This is a genomic window from Nonomuraea cypriaca (genome assembly GCF_015645445.1).
GTDB lineage: Bacteria > Actinomycetota > Actinomycetes > Streptosporangiales > Streptosporangiaceae > Nonomuraea > Nonomuraea cypriaca.
In genome coordinates this window covers 15472-34986 of record NZ_JADOGI010000108.1, presented here as the reverse complement: position 1 = coordinate 34986, position 19515 = coordinate 15472, and the positions used below count along the sequence as shown (strand labels likewise).

Annotated in this window: 18 protein-coding genes, 1 tRNA gene and 1 pseudogene; 12 read left to right on the top strand and 8 right to left on the bottom strand. The window is 67.6% G+C overall.

Annotated elements, in window-relative coordinates:
• The first annotated feature begins 718 nt into the window (after window positions 1-718).
• From ITP53_RS30700 to ITP53_RS30690, 3 genes are all read left to right on the top strand, one after another.
• Window positions 719-1648 carry a trypsin-like serine protease gene (locus ITP53_RS30700; protein WP_207756619.1) on the top strand — a complete coding sequence of 310 codons (930 nt, stop codon included), beginning with the start codon at window positions 719-721 and terminating at the stop codon, window positions 1646-1648.
• Between the two features lie 390 nt (window positions 1649-2038).
• A complete protein-coding gene (locus ITP53_RS56275) occupies window positions 2039-2701 on the top strand; it encodes a hypothetical protein (protein ID WP_207756618.1) in 663 nt (220 codons plus the stop codon).
• 566 nt (window positions 2702-3267) lie between these two features.
• Complete coding sequence (locus ITP53_RS30690) at window positions 3268-4059, top strand: alpha/beta fold hydrolase (protein WP_195898943.1); 792 nt, start codon at window positions 3268-3270, stop codon at window positions 4057-4059.
• A 495-nt stretch (window positions 4060-4554) separates the two neighbouring features.
• Here ITP53_RS30690 and ITP53_RS30685 read toward each other — a convergent pair whose 3' ends face one another.
• Window positions 4555-4920: a winged helix-turn-helix transcriptional regulator gene (locus ITP53_RS30685; protein WP_407941329.1), complete on the bottom strand. Its 366-nt coding sequence runs from the start codon at window positions 4918-4920 to the stop codon at window positions 4555-4557.
• A 70-nt stretch (window positions 4921-4990) separates the two neighbouring features.
• On the opposite strand from ITP53_RS30685, the gene ITP53_RS30680 reads away from it, so the two are divergent.
• The 5 genes and pseudogenes from ITP53_RS30680 to ITP53_RS61305 form a co-directional block, all read left to right on the top strand.
• Window positions 4991-5845 carry an NAD(P)-dependent oxidoreductase gene (locus ITP53_RS30680; protein WP_328816286.1) on the top strand — a complete coding sequence of 285 codons (855 nt, stop codon included), beginning with the start codon at window positions 4991-4993 and terminating at the stop codon, window positions 5843-5845.
• 313 nt (window positions 5846-6158) lie between these two features.
• Window positions 6159-6935 (top strand): TnsA-like heteromeric transposase endonuclease subunit, encoded by a 777-nt coding sequence (locus ITP53_RS30675; RefSeq protein ID WP_207756617.1) that lies wholly within the window; start codon window positions 6159-6161, stop codon window positions 6933-6935.
• The gene (locus ITP53_RS30670) at window positions 6932-9208 is read left to right on the top strand and encodes a transposase (protein ID WP_195898940.1); all 2277 of its coding nucleotides are present in this window, start codon (window positions 6932-6934) and stop codon (window positions 9206-9208) included. The genes ITP53_RS30675 and ITP53_RS30670 overlap by 4 nt, the downstream gene beginning before the upstream one ends.
• Window positions 9205-10452, top strand: coding sequence for an AAA family ATPase (locus ITP53_RS30665; protein ID WP_195898939.1), 1248 nt, complete (start codon window positions 9205-9207; stop codon window positions 10450-10452). The genes ITP53_RS30670 and ITP53_RS30665 overlap by 4 nt, the downstream gene beginning before the upstream one ends.
• A gap of 6 nt (window positions 10453-10458) precedes the next feature.
• Window positions 10459-10875, top strand: a pseudogene (locus ITP53_RS61305) (TniQ family protein); the annotation flags it as partial.
• Here ITP53_RS61305 and ITP53_RS59510 read toward each other — a convergent pair.
• The gene (locus tag ITP53_RS59510; protein WP_268961186.1) at window positions 10846-10971 is read right to left on the bottom strand and encodes a hypothetical protein; all 126 of its coding nucleotides are present in this window, start codon (window positions 10969-10971) and stop codon (window positions 10846-10848) included. The pseudogene ITP53_RS61305 and the gene ITP53_RS59510 overlap by 30 nt on opposite strands.
• 24 nt (window positions 10972-10995) lie before the next feature.
• Here ITP53_RS59510 and ITP53_RS30660 point away from each other — a divergent pair, with 24 nt between their 5' ends.
• A complete protein-coding gene (locus ITP53_RS30660) occupies window positions 10996-12366 on the top strand; it encodes a hypothetical protein (RefSeq protein ID WP_236051345.1) in 1371 nt (456 codons plus the stop codon).
• Window positions 12367-12556: 190 nt separating this feature from the next.
• Here ITP53_RS30660 and ITP53_RS30655 read toward each other — a convergent pair whose 3' ends face one another.
• Together ITP53_RS30655 and ITP53_RS30650 are read right to left on the bottom strand one after the other, a co-directional pair.
• Window positions 12557-13003, bottom strand: coding sequence for a TIGR03618 family F420-dependent PPOX class oxidoreductase (locus ITP53_RS30655; RefSeq protein WP_195898937.1), 447 nt, complete (start codon window positions 13001-13003; stop codon window positions 12557-12559).
• A 13-nt stretch (window positions 13004-13016) separates the two neighbouring features.
• Window positions 13017-13664 carry a winged helix-turn-helix transcriptional regulator gene (locus ITP53_RS30650; RefSeq protein WP_195898936.1) on the bottom strand — a complete coding sequence of 216 codons (648 nt, stop codon included), beginning with the start codon at window positions 13662-13664 and terminating at the stop codon, window positions 13017-13019.
• A gap of 162 nt (window positions 13665-13826) precedes the next feature.
• Here ITP53_RS30650 and ITP53_RS30645 point away from each other — a divergent pair, with 162 nt between their 5' ends.
• Window positions 13827-14231 carry a tautomerase family protein gene (locus ITP53_RS30645; protein ID WP_195898935.1) on the top strand — a complete coding sequence of 135 codons (405 nt, stop codon included), beginning with the start codon at window positions 13827-13829 and terminating at the stop codon, window positions 14229-14231.
• Between the two features lie 421 nt (window positions 14232-14652).
• Window positions 14653-15285 (top strand): site-specific integrase, encoded by a 633-nt coding sequence (locus ITP53_RS30640; protein WP_195898934.1) that lies wholly within the window; start codon window positions 14653-14655, stop codon window positions 15283-15285.
• A gap of 116 nt (window positions 15286-15401) precedes the next feature.
• On the opposite strand, the gene ITP53_RS30635 is transcribed toward ITP53_RS30640, so the two are convergent.
• The 4 genes from ITP53_RS30635 to ITP53_RS30620 all read right to left on the bottom strand — a co-directional run bounded on the left by ITP53_RS30635 (window position 15402) and on the right by ITP53_RS30620 (window position 18327).
• A tRNA-Thr gene (locus tag ITP53_RS30635) sits at window positions 15402-15474 on the bottom strand.
• Window positions 15475-15494: 20 nt separating this feature from the next.
• Window positions 15495-16457 carry a 23S rRNA (guanosine(2251)-2'-O)-methyltransferase RlmB gene (gene rlmB / locus ITP53_RS30630; RefSeq protein ID WP_195898933.1) on the bottom strand — a complete coding sequence of 321 codons (963 nt, stop codon included), beginning with the start codon at window positions 16455-16457 and terminating at the stop codon, window positions 15495-15497.
• A 48-nt stretch (window positions 16458-16505) separates the two neighbouring features.
• On the bottom strand, window positions 16506-17897 hold the full coding sequence (cysS, locus tag ITP53_RS30625; protein WP_195898932.1) for a cysteine--tRNA ligase: 1392 nt from the start codon (window positions 17895-17897) through the stop codon (window positions 16506-16508).
• Between the two features lie 43 nt (window positions 17898-17940).
• The gene (locus tag ITP53_RS30620) at window positions 17941-18327 is read right to left on the bottom strand and encodes a PPOX class F420-dependent oxidoreductase (RefSeq protein WP_195898931.1); all 387 of its coding nucleotides are present in this window, start codon (window positions 18325-18327) and stop codon (window positions 17941-17943) included.
• Window positions 18328-18381: 54 nt separating this feature from the next.
• On the opposite strand from ITP53_RS30620, the gene ITP53_RS30615 reads away from it, so the two are divergent.
• Window positions 18382-19515 carry a DUF2637 domain-containing protein gene (locus ITP53_RS30615; RefSeq protein ID WP_195898930.1) on the top strand — a complete coding sequence of 378 codons (1134 nt, stop codon included), beginning with the start codon at window positions 18382-18384 and terminating at the stop codon, window positions 19513-19515.

Sequence of the window (19515 nt, the reverse complement as noted above, 5' to 3'; positions counted from 1 at the left end):
CAGGGCTGCTCCCACCCTCCCCGGCACCACCCGGATCAGGCTGCCCTCAGCTCCGCCTCCCTGCTGCGACAGGGTCAGCGGTGAAGGTCTTTCACCTCCACTCAACTCACAGCGCCTCACGGCGCACGTACGACCTGCGGCACGCCTGCCTGTCCAGACACCACTGGACATCGAAAGCTGATCCAAACGCAAGAAAGCCCAGGTCATCGGGTGATGATCTGAGCTTTCGTTGTGCGCGGCCGAGAGGACTCGAACCCGTAACCTTCTGATCCGTAGGGAAGGGCAGATGCCTCGTCAGCGGTCTCCCAGCCTGGTAAAGCGGTGGATGCGGGTCGCTACCGGGCGGTCGCGTGTGACGGTGTTGCTGTACGCGACTGCTGTACAACGCAGCTCTCCAGTGCGTGCAGGATCTCCATCGCCTGGAGCACGTCCGTGACGACGTGGTCCGCATGGTGCTTCCGCTCGTGCCATGTCCGCCGGTCGATGCAGATCGTGCGCCGGGCGGCCCGTCCCCCGCTCACCGAGCCCGGCGGCGTCCTGCGGATCCCGTGCAAGACTCGCTGCGCCCCCGCTGCCCCGCCTGCGCCGAAATCTACCGCGCCGACACCTGCTAGCTCATGCGCGCCGAGTCTCGTAGAAGCGTGCGCTGCGGGAGATCCCCGCGTCGCCGGAGGCTAGGCCGCTGGCGACTCGAGGATCTTCCCTTTTTCTGGGCCATGTGATCAGCTACTGGCATCCCGATCTCCCTCATACACTGGAGAAAGACGTGGGCCGTCCAGCTTTACTTGCGTCACTTGCCGCCATCACCGCAGCGGTCATGCTCAGCACCGCCGCACCCGCTTCGGCGATCAACTCGTACAACGCGAAGCCGGCTCCCGAGCGTACCGAGGTTGGAGCGCTCGTCGTACTGTCTGACCGCGACAACAACCCCGCCACGCCGGACGCCGTCCGATGGAGCTGCACAGGCACCATGATCTCCCCGGGCGTTTTCCTCACCGCCGCCCACTGCACCGTCGGCCGGCCGGCCGGCACCAAGTTCTACGTCTCCCTCGCCCAGGATGTGCAGGGCGCGATCGATGCTTCGAACGCCCTCGGCGGGACGCCCGAGCAGATCGCCGAACGAGTCGGTGTCCAGGGCGTCGCGCACTCCGATCCGGCCTACCCCGGCAACCAAGCAGACAGCCACGACATCGCTGTCATCAAGCTCAATGAGGACCAGACTGCAGAACTCTCGCAGCGGTGGCCCTTCGTCCCCGCCACCCTGCCACGCCACAACCAGCTATCCGAACTCGGCTCACGCGCGCTCGACGCCGAGGAATGGCAGGTCATGGGGTACGGCTCCCAGGAGGCGGTGAACGGGCCTGGCGGGCATAGCCATCCGGGTGGCGGTGTACGGATGAAGGCGCCGGTCGACTTCAACGCCCTCAACAAGACCTGGGTTCGTCTCGCGATGAACGAGAGCCGCGAGCTCGGTGGCGCCTGCTATGGCGACTCCGGCGGCCCAAACTTCATCACCCTCGACGGCAAGCTGGTGCTCGCGGCAACGACGATCACTGGTGACATTCCCTGCTACGCCACCAACGTGGTGTACCGCACCGACAGCGACAGCGCCCGGAATTTCCTCCAGCAGTTCGTCGCCTTGCCATAACAACGATGAGGACGGCCGGGTCGGGACTCTCCGATCCGGCCGTCGGCTTGGCATGGCATTCTGGGCGCTGTCCTCAAACAAATGAAGGACGCACCGGCCGCACTCGGCTCGGGCGTTTTCGCAGTTCAAAGGATGTGGTCAGGGGCAGGGTCGAACTGCCGACCTTCCGCTTTTCGGGCGGAGCGATCGCCCTCGTTGGGTGCCGGACGCCGTGGTCAGAGGGGCAAGATCATTGACTTGGGTGATCAGGCTCGCAGCTGGCTCGTTCGCGCAAGCGTCCGCCCTGGCCCCGGTGCCCGCTATTCCAGGGGACGACCTCCCAAAGGGTTGGAGACCTACCGACTGCAGTTCTGGCCAACGCAGCGACTCGAGAGATGACCTCACCAGCCCATGACCCTCATCACCCTGCGGCAAGCCGCCGTCCGCTCCAACCTCCCCTTCGCCGCTCTGCAGAAGATCGCGGCTGCGGGTTTGCTTCCTGCGGACGGTCGACACGGCGGCAAGCTGGTCATCCCTACGGACGTGGCGCAACGAATCGGGGCTCGCTCCGCTGTAGCGCTACATCACCTCCTGCCAACGACAACGGGTAACGCCACGATGGCAGTGTTGCGCGTCGACGTGGCGAAGCACGTCCCAGATGAAGATCGCCCCTTCATCGGCTTTCATGCTGACTTGGCACCTTCAGACCTGTTAGAGGCGCTGCGCGGATGGTGGGTGGGCAGGCCGGAAAAGATTGCCCAGGCTGGCATTCTCCCGGTGACGCTCGGCGGATTCGTCGTCGCCGTACTAACGGGGCTGAGCAGCTGGGACACCAAACTGACCGACGATGATTTGATCCGCCATCGTTTCGACGCGAGACTCGCCGGCTACATCAGCGACCTCGACCAGGCCATCAACATGATCACGACCGGCACAGCCGACGACCTGCGAATCGCCGAACTCCTTCTCGGCAAGCGCCTCAAATCCACGTCCGGCGGCCCGATCGCCTACGTGAGCGCAGCCTCTGTCCCATCAACCGCCTCCGAGATCAGCGGCCCACTGATCCCGCGGTAGCACCGAGAGCTGGCCATCCGTCATTGACCGATTCCGCAGCGTTGACCTTCCTGACCGACGTCTCCGTCGTCGCGCATTCCAGCATGTTGCGGATACATGTCGACGCTACGTCGGCGGACAAGGAGTGTTGGCCATGAATGCCGACTGCCACCTGCTGTCGCAGTGCCGTGGACCCTGCTCTGGGCTTGCCTTCGGCCCCCGCACGGGCGGGTGCCCGCGGACTTTCCCTCACATCCTGATCACCGCTCGGGATCAACATCGTCCAGCAGCAAGGCCCGACAAGGAGATCGAAGCCGATCTAACCTCTAACCTTCTATCTTCGGAGTCGGGCGTATAAGCGAACGAAATTGCCACGGCGGCCTCCCTAGATCGGACAAAAATGGAGATTATCGCACACTAGGCCAAGCGCCAGGCGGAGCACGCCTTCCGGCGACCCGGTGGCCCACTCATCGCTGCCGGTAACGCGGCGACCGATGAGATCGCCTCCTGTCGGGAGTCTCTACTTCCGGAGTACCGATCCACCTTGGAGGGGTGGGCTCGCTCGACCCGAGAGAAAAGGGAGACAGATGACCGAGTTCGTGGAGACTGCGGACGGCGTGCGGATCGCCTACGACCGGGAGGGAAGCGGTCGGCCGCTGATCCTGATCGGGGGCGCCGGGCAGTTCCGTGCGGTCGACCCGCCCACCCGGGCTTTGACGACCGAGCTGGCCTCCAGGGGTTGCGACGTCGTGCACTACGACCGGCCCGGCCGGGGTGACAGCGGCGGCGAGCCGCCATTCACGCTCGCCGGGGAGGTGGCGGCGCTTCGTGCGCTGGTCGAGGTGCTGGGGGGACGCGCGTCGCTGTACGGCAGTTCCTCCGGCGGCGCCATCGCGTTGGCAGCGGCGGCGGCCATCCCGGGGGTCGAGCGACTGGTGCTGTGGGAAGTGCCGCTAGGGGAAGAGGAAGGCTCGGACGGGGCCGAGTTCCTCGCCGAGATCAAGGAGCGGGTCGCCGTCGGGGACCGGGAGGGCACCCTCCGCCGGTTCATGGACGGGATGCCGCCCGAGTGGTTCGAGGACATGCGGAGCGGACCGCAGTGGCCGTTGTTCGAGCGTATGGCTCCAAGTGTGCAGGCGGACGCCGAGGTGTTGGCCTGGGCGCAGTCCGCGCCACGCGCACTGCTGTGGGCGGGGATCACGGCACCGACCGTCGTGCTGCTCGGCACGACGGCGTTCCCGTTCTTCTCCGACGCCGCCGACTCCATCATCGCGTCCTTGGCCCGCGCCGAGCGGGCCGAGATCCCCGGCGCGGACCACGGGTGGCAGCCTGCCGATCTCGCCGATGGCATTGCAGCCCAGCTGAACCGAGCAGGCTGAACGGTTACCGCCTTGGCAAGGGGATGGGGTCGTGCAGGCGTGCGGTGCGTCCGCGCTGGTGAAGAGGCGAGGCCGGTACGCCAAGCGCAGGTGATCCAGGTGGTGTTCCCTGGCAAATCACCGTAAGCCGACGTAGCCGAGCAGGGATCTCGGAGCGGTCACATTCTTGTCTGCGCGAGCGGCGGGGTCGGGGGCCTGCCTGCGACCCCCAGTTATAGGTGGCGGCTGTGCGCTGGTCGATCCGCGGGATTGTGCGGTTTCCCAGGTTTTGTTGGCGGGAGTCCCCAGGTTTTCTTGGCGGGTGCGTACACGATCTTGATGGGGCCGTGGGTGAGCCTGTGACTGATAGTTGGGCAGCTGCACCAGTACTCCGCGCCACCTTCGGTAGCCACCTTTTTGTGGGTACTTGTCGACCGGGCCAGGGCGGCCTGAAGCTTGGTCGTGCGGGCCGAAGGGGCCCTCACATCCAGATGAGATGGGGAGGTTGGCGGTGTTTCAGGAGACCGGTTGCGACTCGGCCAGCTTCTCCAGGCGGCGATGGCCCCACTCGGAAAGCGGTGCCAGCGCTTCGGAGAGCTCACGGCCGAACGAGGTCAGGGAGTACACGGTCTTCAGCGGTCGCACATCGTGCACCTCTCGGTGGACCAGTCCGTCGGCCTCCATCTCCCGCAGCGTCTGAGTCAGCACTTTCTCGGTGAGGCCCGGCAGTCGCCGGCGTAGCTCACCGGGGCGGTGCGGACCGGATTCCAGGAGCCAGAGCAATATCGTCTTCCACTTGCCGTCGATCACGGCAATCGCGGCGGTCACTCCGCAGACGTTCGGGTCCTGGGCACGGCTGCGCGTCATCGTCATCCCCTTCATCACCGTTATCGTTTGCTAATTGTCGAGGAGTTGAGGCATGACCTCGCACACTGAACAGTCTGCCGTTACCGTGCTCGGCCTGGGGCCGATGGGCCGGGCCCTGGTCGGTGCCTTCCTGGATGCCGGCATGCTGACCACGGTCTGGAACCGAACGCCGGGCAAGGAACGGGAGTTGGTTGAGCGGGGCGCGGTCGGCGCTCCATCGCCCGAAGAGGCGGTCGCCGCAAGCAGGTTGAGCGTGGTCTGCGTGGTGAACTATGACGCGGTGGACGCCATTGTGCGCAGCGGCCCGGTCGCCGACGCGCTCAAGGGGCGCACGGTCGTGAACCTGACCGCCGACACCCCGGCCCGGGCCCGGGACGCCGCGGCTTGGGCGGCCGAGCACGGCATCGGGTATCTGGACGGTGCGATCATGACGCCGACCCCGACCATCGGAACACCGGCCGGGGTGTTCCTCCACAGCGGCTCAGAGGAGCTTTACCGCGAGCACCGGCCGGTGCTGGACGCTCTGGGTGGCACCCACACCCACCTGGGTGAGGACATCGGCCGGGCGGCTGCCTACGACATCGCGTTGCTCGACATCTTCTGGACCGCGATGGCTGGTTATGCGCACGCGCTGGCGGTGGCAAGAGCTGAGGGGGTCAGCGCGCAGGAGCTGGCGCCGTTCGCCAAGGGCATCGGCGCGATCCTTCCGCCGCTCTTCGAGCTGGGCGCGGAGGATGTGGACAACAGCAGGTTCTCCGGCGAGGGCAACCCGATCACCTCGGCGGTGTCGTCCATGGCCCATATCGTCCACACCTCCGAGGCCCATGGCATCGACGCGGGCGTGATGCGTGCGGCCGAAGGCCTGGCGCGCCGCGCCATCGGACGGGGCTACGGCAGCGACGGGTTCCTCCGGATCATCGAGATCCTGAACCCTCGGTGAGGTGATCGATAGTTGGTGCGACTCCCAGTTATAGATGGCGGCTGTGAGCCGGTCGATCTGCGGGGTTGTGGGGTTTCCCAGGTTTGTTGGCGGGTGCGTACACGATCTTGATGGGTCGGGTGGGTAGCACCCGCTGCACATGGATGCCCGCTCTGAGATCCGAGTGACACCGTGCTCAAGGCTGATCGTTGATTTCGATTCGGGATCAACGGCCGGGAGTGTGTGACCGGCCCGCGCGGCAGCATGGTGTGGTTGCTGAGTGACCATTGGTGACGTTTCGGTGGTGTGGTCGGACCGGTGCGGATGGGCGGAGTTGCTGGCGGGCGGCGATGACCTTGGCGGCGGGCGGGAAACGCTGGCGTTGGGGGAGGGCTGGTCTCGGCAGTGGACGGCGCGCTGGAGGTTCGAAGGCGGGCCGGTGGTCTGTCCGGTGCGGGATCTGGCGGCGATGCCGGTCCATGGCGCTCGGCCGGTGCGCCGGTTCTCGTGGCGGACCTCGCAGCACCATCGGCCAGGGCTGCAGTTCATGGTGAGTACGGGTCGCCATCACGGCTTCGAGAGCCATGCCGAGCAGCGGGTGCTGCTGGCGTTGGACTTCGCGGGCGACGTGGTCGAGGTGTTGGCTCAGCCGTTCCGGCTGGCCTTCAGCACGATCGACGGGCTGGGCGAGCACATCCCTGACTTCCTTGCCGTGACTCGAAGCGGATCGTGGTTGATCGACGTTCGTCCGGGCGGCCGGATCAAGGCGGAGGACAGGGTACGGTTCGCGGCCGCCGCTGAGGTCGCGCTGTCTTGCGGGTGGCGGTATGCGGTGGCGGCTGACTGGCGACCGCACGTCCAGACGACACTCGACACCATCTCCTCCCAGCGGCGGTCGTTGAGCGACCCACTGGGCCTGCAGACCGCACTGCTGGCGGTGGTCAGGGACGGGCCAGTGCCGTTCGGCGCGCTGGTGGAGCAGATCAAGGTGCCTGCGATGGCCCGGGCGCAGGCGCTGCACCTGATCTGGACCCGGCGGCTGGGCATCAATCTGGCCATTCCGTTGAACGATCAGAGCCTGGTCCACACTGGCCGAGGCGGCGACCGATGAAATCGGCGACGCTGGAGTTGGCCGAGGGCTGCGAACTGGTCATGAACGGTGAATCTTGGCAGGTGGAGCGACTTGAGCCCTACTGGGGGAAAGTGACGCTCCGCGCGGTCGGCAGATCGGACGGGCGGACGCGGCAGACCACCATCGCCGCGTTGATGCATCATCGGGACTGCCGGGTCTCCACCAGGTCGCTGCCGCGGCTTCCCGCCGCGGCACGAGGTCGGCAACCGGCGACCTGGAAGGACCTGACCAAACAACAGCAGCGGCTGCTTGAGCTGCGACTGGCGCATCTGCTGGAGGTCGAGACCGGCTTTCGCAGCGGAGACCCGTTCCGGCACGGCCCAGACGAGCCACGGCCGCAATACGATCCGGGGCTCGTTCCGCTGGTGACCGACCGGCGCCGGGCGAAGGTGGCCGAACTCGCGCAGTTGCGTGAGCGGGAGCCTGAGCACGCCCGGATGCTCGGCCTGGGCAGGGTCAGCCTGAGGACTTTGGAGCGGTGGGCGAGTCGCTACTACCGGTGGGGGGTGATGGGCTGCGCGGATGACCGGTGGCTGCGCGAGTGCACCGGGCATCGGATCAGTGAGCCGGTCCGCGAGGCGATCTACGCGGTTCGTGCGGTCTGTCTGCACGGCTCGAGGATCAGCATGGCCAGCCGGGAGAAGAAGATTCACCAGTACGTGCGCGAGAAATACGGCGAGCAGGTCGCGATCCCGTCTTCGGAAACGCTCCGGCTGGTCTGGCGGGAATGGTTCGGGCCGGGTGGCTCCCGGCAGCGGTATGCGCGTTCGGCTGCCGAGGCTGAGGCGAACGCGACGGGCGAGCATGTGGTGATCCACCGGCCGGGCCAGGCCGTGGCGTTGGACACCACTCCGCTGCCGGTTCTGGTCCGCGAAAACGTGTTCAGCGAGCCGGTCGAGGCGCATCTCAGCCTTGCCTTGGACTGCTACACCCATTCGCTGATCGCATTCCGGATCACCTTGGTCTCGGAGAAGTCGGTGGACGTGGCGATGCTGCTGCGCGATGTGATGACCCCGCTGCCGATGCGCGACGGCTGGGGCCCGGAGATGGCCTGGCCCTACCCCGGCATCCCCAAGAGCCTCGTCACCGAGCTGGCCGGCTACGAAGTCGCCGGGTTGCCGTTCTTCCCGGTCGAGACGGTCACCACCGACCATGGATCCGTCTATAAGAACCACCACCTGGTCGAAGTTCAGCGGGTGATCGGCGCGAACATCCTCCCCTCGAGGGTCATGCGCCCAACGGACAAACAGGCTTGCGAGCGGGCCTTCGGCGCGATCCAGTCGCTGCTGTTCGAGCAACTGCCAGGATTTCGGGGAGTGGACGTCGCCGATCGCGGCGCTGACCCGCAGGGCGACGCCGTCCTGACGCTGGCCGAGATCGAGCATCTGGTCGCGACCTGGATCGTCCAGGTATGGCAGAACCGCAAATTCGGTGAGTACGGGCCATCCTGGGACCCCGGAGGGGACCACAGCCCGAACACGCTGTTCGCCGCGTCCATGGCCCAGGGCGGTTTCTCCCTTGAGATTCCGCGGCCCGAGCTCTACTACGAACTGCTCCCAGCCCACCACGTGAAGATCCACAACAAGCGCGGGGTCAAGATCCGGGGACTGTGGTATGACGGCCCGGCCCTGGACGACCTGCGCGGGATGGTCTCCACCCGCGGTGGTGAGCACAAGCGGTCCTGGGTGATCCGCAGCGACCGGCGCGACGCCCGCACGGTGTTCTTCCAAGACACCGAACACCAGTGGCACGAGCTGCGATGGACCGGCCTGCCGGAGGAAGGCAAGGTTCCCTCCTTCAACGACGCTCGGGTCACCGAACTGCTGCGCGAGGCCAAAGCGCAGGGCCTGAAGCCCAAGTCCGACGCCGAACTCCTCCCGCTGCTGTTGAGGCTCCTGGGCGCTCATGTCCCAGTCGACCGGTGGCCGGCCCAGCTGACCAAGCAGCAGAAGAAGGACCAGGCCCGCGAGGTCGCCCAAAGCGACGCAGCGGCCGCCGACCGGCCTTCCGCCACCGCAGAAGAATCCGATCTGGGCAGCGTCGTTCCGCTGCGCTGGCCTGACCGCGCACGCCAGGCTCAGACCGCACTCGACGACGAACGACGGCACCGCCGTGAACAGGCAGTGCCGCGGCGGCCAGCGGCACCCGCCGCTCTGGGCGACCGGATCCGCCGCACCAGCCTGTTGCTCATCCCCGATGAGGATGACCAGGTCGAAGACCGCGACACCTCTGCCGGTGAGGCAGGCCGGTGACCGGCAGCAGCCCCGCGCTGTTCCTGCCCGGCCAGGTCCCGGACCGCACCGTCTGGCAGGGCTGGAACCGGTGGCGGCTCACGCGCCGCGGCTCCGTGCCCGCCCCGCTCATCACCGCCGAGGACTATGCGCGGATGACACCCAGGCAGCGGCGGTTGCACGACCTGCACCGCATCGCCACCCACGCCAACCTGATCATCCAGGAGACGCCGATGAGCGCGTTCGTCTCCTGGAAGGTTAGGGCGCTGATCGAGGACAACGCCTTCAACCACGGCCCGGACACCCGCCCCGGCGTGATGATCAACGGCGGCGGCTGTCAAGGCAAGACCGAGACGATCTGCGAGGTCATCGCCTCGTTCGAAGATGAGTGGCTGGCTCTCTACGCCCAGAACCCCGACGCGCTCCCCGGCACGCTCGACCAGCACGCGCCCGTCGCCTACGTCCGCACCCCGGTGAAGGCCACCCCGATCTCGACCTGCCAACGCATCCTGGACTTCTTCGGCGAGGACTACAAGGGCATGCGGCAGGAGGACCTGATCCGCACGGTGAAGAACGCGATCTACGACCACGGCACAAAGGCCCTCGTACTGGACGACATCACCCGATTGAAGCTCCACCGCGAGGCCGACCAGGACGTCCTGGACCTTATCCGGGAGCTGATGAGCCTGCCCGTCACCCTCATCCTGGTCGGAGTCGGCATCCCCCGCTCCGGCCTGCTCCGCGACGGCCGAAAAGATCCCCGGACCGGGCAGTGGCTGTTCCCACCGGTCAAGGATCGCGGCAAATCTCGCAACGACGACGCGCCTGGCCAGACCGACCTGCGGTTCGACCTGCTCGACCTCGACCGGTTCAGCTACGACACCCCCGCCGGAATCGAGGCCTGGACCGCGCACCTGGTCGGCATCGAGCAGCAGCTCCGGCTCCTGCACGCCTTCGACGGCATGCTCAGCGACGGCGCCATGCCCGAGTACCTGTTCCGCCGCACCGGCGGGATCGTCGGCCTGGTCAAGAAACTCGTCCAGGCCGGATGCCGCCATGCCATCGAAACCGGAACAGAGCGGATCACCATCGATCTCCTCGATGCTCTGACCCTCAGCCGTGCCGACCTTCCCGACCTTGACCCCGACGCCGGAGAACTCCCCGATATCCCCACCGCACCGGCCGCTCGGACCAACAAGCCGGCCAGGCCGCGCAACACCGTCTTCGATGATCGCGGCAGTCCCGCCGCCGAGAGCGCGAGCTGACCGAGCATGCCCGCGCTGCCTCCGCTCGGCCGGAGCCTGATCCCGCTCCCCGATGAGTCCCTGTCCAGCTTCATCCTGCGCCTGTCCTATCGGCTCGGCCTCTCACCAGATCGGATCATCTCTCGGACTGGTCTGGTGGCAGCCGGCCGCAGCGGCGCCCGCGCTGGTGCGCACCTGTTGACCGAGATCCCCGCCGAGACCAAGACAGTCTTCGCGCGCATGACCCGGCTCTCTCACGATCAGGTCGACCGGCTCGGCCTGGCCACACTGCGACAGCGCTACCCGATCCCTACCCAGACAGCAAAAGACGAGGCCGCCCGGCTACTCGTGACCAAACAGTCGATCCTGGCACCGGAAACACGGTTCTGCCCGGACTGCCTCGCCGGCGACGGCTCACCCATCCAGGACGCCTTCGGCGGCCACTGGCGCCGCACCTGGCACCTGCCCGTCGTCTTCGCCTGCACGCAACACCAGCGGCTCCTCGAACACCGTTGCCCCGAATGCCACCAGCTCGTCCACGCCCGCAGACCTGGAGCGCACAACGTGCTACTGCCCGCGATGCGGGCCGCTCCTCTTCACCCAGCCCAATGCCGGGCAGCGGATGAGTTCGGCCTCGGACGGACGCGGCCGATCTGCTGCGGCAGCCGACTTGACCACAACCCGAACCGCCGCTCAGCCATCCCGGACCTTCTCGCGCTCCAACACGAGATCCTCAATCTCCTCGACCCCGACGACATCTCTCAGATCGTCAGTGCAGGCCGGCCAGTCGACCCCATCCTCTACTTCACCGATCTCCAAGCCCTGACGCTGCTGGTTTGCTCGACCTGGCCCTCAGCCCGTGACCTCAGCCCCTCGGACGACACTGCCAACGCCATCGATCATCACGTCGAGTCACAGCAGAGACATGCCGCTGAGCGGCAGCGCCGATCACCTTCGATCAAGGCACGGGTCATCTTCGACCCGCCACCGGCGGACGCCGCCGCGAGCGCCGGCCTCACCCACATTGCCGACCGCGTCCTGCGCAGCGGTGGGCCGGACGAGGTCCGCGAACAGCTGCGAAGTCTGCTGCCCGCCAGCTCCCGGCGAGCAAGCCGAACCCCTTGGGGACTGCGCGTTTCCCGGACCACGACCCCGTGCTCCGAAGGCCTGCGAACCGCCTACGAGCCACTCCTGAAGGCCTTCACCAAGGCTGGCGGCCAGCCCCAAGCCCGACGCGAGCCGGTCATCCGACCGCACCGCTGGGGCCCCGAACACATCCCCGCGCTGCTTCCCAAAGCGTGGTACGAACGCCACTTCACACCGCTGGCCGACGTTAACCCCGTCTTCGTCCGCCGCACCGCGGTGCTTCGGCTGGTCCAGATGGTCGCGGGCGGCTCGCTCGGCGAGGCCGCCGGATTCCTTGGGATCGCAGTTACACACACCGCGCGGCAAGGTCGGATCTACTCCGGCGCTGGTTACGTCCACAGCGGCGCTAGACGCCAGGCCGACCCCCTCGCCTTCGAAGCGGGCCTGAACAGCCTCGCGGCCGAGCTCGATGAGCCAACAACCCCGCTGATCAACTACCTGCGGCGGCGCCAAGCACTCGAAACCTGGTCCATCGACAAACCCACCTGGAACGACCTGATCACACGGCTTCCACCCGTCCCCGGCCCGCAACGCCCCGAACTCGGAGACCGGAAACGCCAGATCGCCTCCATCTTCGTCTGGGTCGAGCTCACCGCAGGCGAGCATCACTTCGCGCCGCGTCCCATCGAGGCCGCCCAACCCCCAGAAATCCAGCACGCCTGGAGACTCCGGCGGAATACGATCTGGTCGCGGATGCAGCGCGACCGTCCCGGCCCCCACTACACCAGCCTCATGATCGAACTCCGCAAGCTGGCCGCATCCCTGGCGAGGACGATCGACACCACCTGATCACGACCTCTACCACTCAGCCGCCAACAAAACCTGGGAACCGCCATCTATAACTGGGGGTCGCACTGCCGCTCGCGTTGTCTCTCAGAGGGCCGCCACCGATCAATCACAACCGCCAACTATCGATCACAGGCTCATTTGGAGAGCTTGGCGCCGGTGTCGGTGAGCGGGATGTTGCGGGTGTAGGTGGTCACGCTGGGTTCGAGTAGACGCGGGTGGGCGAGACAAGGACGGCGGTTCGACGTTCGTCGCGCATCACTTGGTCGTAGGTGGCCCAGTCGTCGTGGGTTCCACCAGCTGCGGTGAAGATGTTGCGGAGCAGGAGCCGGAATTGTTCGCCGTTGACATCGGGGTGGGGGTCGTCGGGTCCGATCAGTTGGGCCGAGCCTTCGACGGCGGTCCACTGCCAGCCACCTCGGACGACGACCGCGATGGTGGGGTTGGCGCGCAGGTGGGCGAGTTTGCGGGTTCCGTCCGCGGTCACGAACCCGATCGTGTCGGTACCGGTCAGGGGGTGGGGTAGGACGCCGGCGTTGACGACGGTGGTGTGTGGGGTGTGGTCGGCTCGGAGCGTGACGACGACGCTGAGGCCGTGGTCGAGGGCTACCAGGTCTGCGAAGGGTGCCAAGTCGGTCATGTTCGCAATCCCCTTATCGGGCAGGCTCGGCTGGTGTGGGCCGCGCGCCAGGCAGGTTCGGTCGGAGTCGGCGTAGGAGCTGGACGTCGCCGGTGACGGCCAGCCCGCGGGTCTTGGCCTCGGCTGAGTCGATGCGGTGGGTGAGCAACCCGACTGCTGCGTCGGGCGGGCCGGTGAGGACGAGATCAGGGGCGGCGGCCCGGCCGGGGTGCACGCTGACTCGGCCTTTGGCCGAGCGGATGGTCATGGGCTCTTCGTCACAACGCACCTCGATGGTCAGCTCCGGGCGGGTCGGGTCGATGCCCGGGAAGAGGGCAGCGACGGGATGGGCGATCCAGTGGCCGCGAAACGTGTCGCCCTCCGCGATGCGGTCCATCAGAGGGCTGGCCCACTGGCTGATGGTGGACACCACCTCGTGCAGGCCCTCGCCCCACTCAGTGAGCTGGTAGCGGTCGTCGTCGGTCTTGGCCATCAGCCCGTTGGCTTGCATCGTGCGTAGCCGTTCGGCGAGCAGGTTGGTGGCGATGCCCGGCAGCCCGTGGGTCAGCTCGCCGTAGCGGCGAGGGCCATTGAGCAGCTCTCGCACAATCAGCAGCACCCAGCGGTCGCCGACGACATCAAGCCCTCGCGCCAACGCGCAGTACTGGCCGTAAGATTTCACTCCTCAAGCATACCCGCTCTACAAACTCCTGCAAATTGACTTGATTTTCTCTAGTAGCCCGGCGTACGTTCCCTTGGAGTCAGGCGAAAGGTTAGGTGACGGTCCCCCAAGAGCCGCTCGGCGGGACGACACCCGATCACATCCAATGGAGGAGACACCGCCATGCCGATTATCTTCGTCGACGGCCCGCCGGGACTGTCGGAGAACGCCAAGAAAGAGCTGGCCCAGGAGGTGACCAAGGCGGCCGACGAGGCCTACCACGTCCCCGACGTGCGGGTCTGGCTGCGCGAGTACCCGGCCGGCAGCTACGCCCAGGACGGTGTCCTCGGCGCCCGGGTCCGGCCGATCGCCACCTTGGAGGCCCCCGAGTTGTCGAGCATCGACGCCAAGCGCACCATGGTCGAGCGCATCAACGCGGCGCTGGCCGAGGCCTACGACGGCCTCGCCGACACCGAGAACATCATGGTGTTCATCAACGGCTACCCGCTCGAGCAGGTCGGAGGGGCCGGCCGGATGCAGTCGGACGTACCCGAGATGGTCGATCTCGCCAAGCAGCTGGCCAGCTGAGCCCTCGACCCACGGCGACCCGCCCCCCTTCCGCACCGGGCCCGGTGCGGAAGGGCACCCGGTCAGATGGCGGGAAGGTCGGTGGGCAGGTCGAACAGGGCGAACAGCCGGGACCGCCAGGAACGTGTCGATGTGGTCGATGCGGAACCAACTCAGACGCAACGGTCACCGAAGCGCGCCAACCGTTACAACCCGCAACACTCGATAGCGATACGTAGAACATCATCGCGCTGTGAGATCGAACGGAATCCGGCGCTAAGCGCCTCATGCGCAGCCCGCCGCACCCCATGCCGCTGGCCTGCGGCAACCCCGCTAACGCCGGATCTCGTCCCGAATCACTTACCGAGCCTCGACGCCGGGCACCAGCACAAGTCCGCTGGGTCGCCGACGGCCACCTCGACGACAAGTCACCGAACCCGGCATGGTTTGGACCCCTGCACAGCTCAGGGCCTTACTCGACACCGCTCGCGCCCATCGGCTGTTCGCCTTCTTCCACCTGGCCGCCTACACAGGCGCCAGGCGCGGCGAACTGCTCAACCTCCGCTGGACCGACATCGACTGGGACAAGCCCCAGATCCACATCACCGGCTCCGCAGCCGTGATCGACCGCCAGCGCGTCGAGGGCACCACCAAGAGCGGACGTTCCCGCGTGGTCTCCCTCGACTCCAGCACGGTCAAGGTTCTCAAGGCCCACCGCGCCCGCCAGGACGAGGAACGTCTCAAGCTCGGCCAGTCATGGAAGGGCGGCGGCACCTACGTGTTCACGACCGGATGGGGAGACCCGCTCTTCCCCGACACGCCGAGTTCCCTGATGCCCAAGCTAATCGAGGCCCACAACAAGCAGAACCCCAAGGCCCAGCTCCCTCACGCCCGCCTGCACGATCTCCGCCATATCCACGCCACCACGCTGCTTCTGGCAGGCGTCCCCGTACACGTCGTCGCCGCCCGTCTGGGCCACGCCGACCCGGCGATCACGCTCCGCGTCTACGCCCACGTCATCCACGAGCAGGCGGCCACAGCTGCCGACGTCTTCGCCAAGGCCGTCGGCGGATAACGGGGAGCCACCCGGGAGCCACCGTGTTAGCAAGGGTGTTAGCAAGATCTCGACATTGTCCTGACAAACAGAAAGCCCCTGACAGCGTTACGCCTGTTCAGGGGCTTCTGTTCTAGAGCCGACGAGGGGAATCGAACCCCTGACCTTCTGTTTACAAGACAGATGCTCTACCGATTGAGCTACGTCGGCACGGCCTATCAGTGTAGAGGCTAGAGACGCCTGTGACGAGCGACTTCATACAGCGCCACCCCCGCCGCCACCCCCGCGTTGAGCGACTCCGCGGCCGCCTGCATCGGGATGCGGGCCACCACGTCGCAGTGCTCGCGAACCAGCCGGGAAAGCCCCTTGCCCTCCGAGCCCACGACCACCACCAGCGGCTCCGTCAGCAGGTCGACGTCACCGAGGTCCGTCTCGCCGGCGCCGTCGAGGCCGATCACGAACAGGCCCGCCTCGCGGTAGTCGCGCAGTGCGGCGGTCAGGTTGGCCGCGCGGGCCACGCGGAGGTTGGCCAGGGTGCCGGCGGAGGTCTTCCATGCCCCGCCCGTGACGCCGGCCGAGCGGCGGGAGGGGATGAGGAGGCCGTGTGCGCCGAAGGCGGTGGCGGAGCGGGCGATGGCGCCCAGGTTGCGCGGGTCGGTCACCGAGTCGAGAGCCACGATCAGCGGCGTCTCGGCGGCGTCGTGGGCGAGCTCGACCAGGTCCGACGGGTGCGCGTAGTCGTAGGCGGGGATCTGGAGCGCGATCCCCTGGTGGACGACGCCCTCAGCCAGGCGGTCGAGCTTGTCGCGGGTGCTCTCCAGCAGGGCGATGCCGCGCTGCGCGGCGATCTTGATGGAGTCGCGTACGCGGTCGTCGCTGTCGATGCGCTGGGCCACGTAGAGCGCGTTGGCCGGCACCCCGGCCTGCAGGGCCTCGAGCACCGGGTTGCGGCCGCCGATGTATTCGGGGGCGTCCTCGGAGCGACGCTGCCGGCCCGGCCCGGGACGGCGCGCGCCCCCCTGCTCCTCGCGAGCGATGCGCTCGGTGCGGGCCTTGTCCTTGTACCAGTGCCGCATTTCGGCAGGCGGGGTCGAGCCCTTGCCCTGGAGCGAACGACGCCCCTGACCCCCGGTGCCTTTGGACGGGCCCTTCTTCTTCGCGGGCCTGCCCGATCCCCTACCCCCTGCTGCCATGGCATCAAGGGTACTCGGGGCGGCGGGGGCCTCAGGCCACGAGCGCGGCTACCGGCTCAGCTCCCACCTGGCGCCGTGCGGGGTGTCCTCCACGGTGATGCCCGCGGCCGTCAACTGGTCCCTGATGGCGTCCGCGGCCGCGTAGTCCTTGCGCTCCCTGGCCGACTTGCGCTGCTCAAGCGCCACCGCCACCAGCGCGTCCACGACCGGCGAGAGGTCCGACGCCGCCCCGCGCCACTGCGGGGACCGGGGGTCGAGGCCGAGCACGTCCAGCATGTTCTGGGTCTCGGCGAGCAGCCGGGCCACCGCCTCCTTGTCCCCCCGCGACAGCGCCACGTTGCCCTCGCGGACCACCTCGTGGACGACCGCGAGCGCCTGGGGCGTGCCGAGGTCGTCGTCGAGTGCGTCCGCGAACGCCTGCGGCAGCGGCGCGTCCGCGTCGACGTCGTGGATGACCTCGGCGGCCCGCGTCACGAAGCCCTCGATCCGCTGGTACGCCGCCGCGGCCTCCAGCAGCGCCTCCCCGGAGTAGTCGATCGAGGAACGGTAGTGCGGCGCCGCCAGATAGTAGCGCAGCTCCACCGGCCGGACCTGCTGCACCATGTCGGGAATCAGCAGGGAGTTGCCGAGCGACTTGCTCATCTTCTCCGCGCCGATCTTGAGCATGCCGTTGTGCATCCAGTAGCGCGCGAACCCGTCGCCGGCCGCCTGGGACTGGGCGATCTCGTTCTCGTGGTGCGGGAAGATCAGGTCGATCCCGCCACCGTGGATGTCGAAGGTCGGCCCGAGGTACTTCGTCGCCATCGCCGAGCACTCCAGGTGCCAGCCGGGCCGCCCGGGACCCCATGGGGTCGGCCAGGTCGGCTCGCCCGGCTTCTCGCCCTTCCACAGGGCGAAGTCGCGCGGATCGCGCTTGCAGGTCTCGTCGTCGGTGTCGGCCGCGGGTCGCACGTTCTCCACCTTCTGGTTGGAGAGCGAGCCGTAGCGGTCGGCGTAGGACACCACGTCGAAGTAGACGTCGCCGCCCGAGGCGTACGCGTGGCCGCGCGCGATCAGCCGCTCCATCAGCGTGATCATCTCCGGTACGTGCCCGGTGGCCCGCGGCTCGACCGTCGGCGGCAGGCACCCGAGCGTGTCGTACGCCCACGTGAAGGCCCGCTGGTTGCGCTCGGCCACGACGAACCAGGGCGCGCGCTCCTCGGCGGCGACCCTGATGATCTTGTCGTCGATGTCCGTGACGTTGCGGCAGAACGTCACGTCGTAACCGGACCGCGCGAGCCAGCGCCTGAGCACGTCGAAGTTGACGCCCGAGCGGATGTGCCCGATGTGCGGAGGAGCCTGCACGGTCGCCCCACACAGGTAAATCGACGCCCGGCCGGCTTCGAGCGGAACGAAATCACGGATGGCCCGTGTGCTGGTGTCGTAGATGCGCAGGCTCACGAACGCAAGGCTAACGCCTCGGGGCCTCGATCACGCCGATTAATCAGGTCCGCAACGTAACCCTGTCAGGCCGGATTCGTACGATGAGACGCTCGACGCCCGGGTGCTCCTCCCACGCCTGCCCCATGTACTTCTGCGAGAGCTCCTCGATGAGGCTGCCCTCGGGGTCGTCCACCATGGACACATGCCCACGCACCTCGACATACCGGTACGGGTCCTCCGGGTCGATGACCAACAGGCTCGCCCTCGGATCCCGTTCGAAATTACGCGGCTTCCTGCGCCCCTTCGCGGTCGAGAACAGCACGTCGTCTCCGTCGGTACGAACCCACACGACCGTCGACTGCGGCCAGCCGTCGGGATTAATACTGGTCACAGTGGCGAAATGCGGGGCATTCAGGAGCTTGCGGGCATCTTCCGGCAACGCCGTCATGTGTCTCTCCTTGATCGGTCGTGATGCCCATTCTTCTGTAGGCTCGAAACCGCCATGGACGTGACTCCCCCCTCTACCCTCCGTCGCCTGGGCCTCGCCCTGGCCGGGCTCGCCGTCGTCGCCCTCACCGGGGCCGCGTGCGCGCTCTCCTTCGACGACCTGCGCGCGCTCGCCCTCACCGGTGAGGCCAGGCAGGACCTCGCCTTCCTCTATCCGGCGGCCTTCGACGCGCTCCTGGTCGTCGCGCTGGTCGGCGTGTTGCTGCTGCGCCTGGCCCGCCCGCTGGTGCGCGTGCAGGCGGCGGCCGTGCTGGTCCTGCTCATCGTGGCCGCCGCGGCGGTGAACGTGGCGACGGCGGTGCGGTTCTCCTTCGACGTACGGCAGACGGCCATCGGCGTGGCCCTGGCTCCCTGGGTGATGCTGGCCCTGGCCCTGTGGCTCTGGTTACTGCTGATCAAGCACGTGCAGGCGGGCAGGACGACCGAGGTGAGCGACCGTACGGCGGAGCGGGACATCGTGCCGTTCCATCGCGAGCCGGCGCCGCCGCCGGTCGTGGAGGCGCCCGCGCCCGTGGTGGAGCGGGAGCCGCTCGCCGGGTCCACCGCCGTCGCGGAGACGCCGCCTGTCTCCCAGCACGTCTCCCAACAGGTCACCGAATGGCCGGCCACGCAGGAGGCCCAGGAGGCCGCCGAGCCCGTACAGAAAGCCCAGGAGCCCGTACAGGAGGCGGTGCCCGTACAGGCAGAGGAGCCCGTACAGGCAGAGGAGCCGGTACAGGCAGAGGAGCCCGTACAGGTGGAAGAGCCCGTACAGGCAGAGGAGCCCGTACAGGCAGAGGAGCCCGTACAGGCAGAGGAGCCCGTACAGGAGGTGGAGGAGGAGCCGGAGACGCGGCCCGTCAGGTGGGGTGACCGGGTCAAGCCGAGCGACGTCCTGGTCCACCCCCGCACAGACGACCGCACCGGCGACCGGGACGATGACCGGGACGCCGACACCCAGCCGCACCCCGTCGTAACGGATCGGGAGGGCGTGCCGGATCCCGGGCACGGCCCGGAGGCCGCCGACGTCGAGGAGTTGCGGCGCGCCTCGGACGCGATGGAGGACACCGCCCCGCATCCGGCGGTCGACGACGACACCCCGGCCCCGTCGGGCCGCCTCCGCAGCACCCCGCGACCACCGGCGGACTGA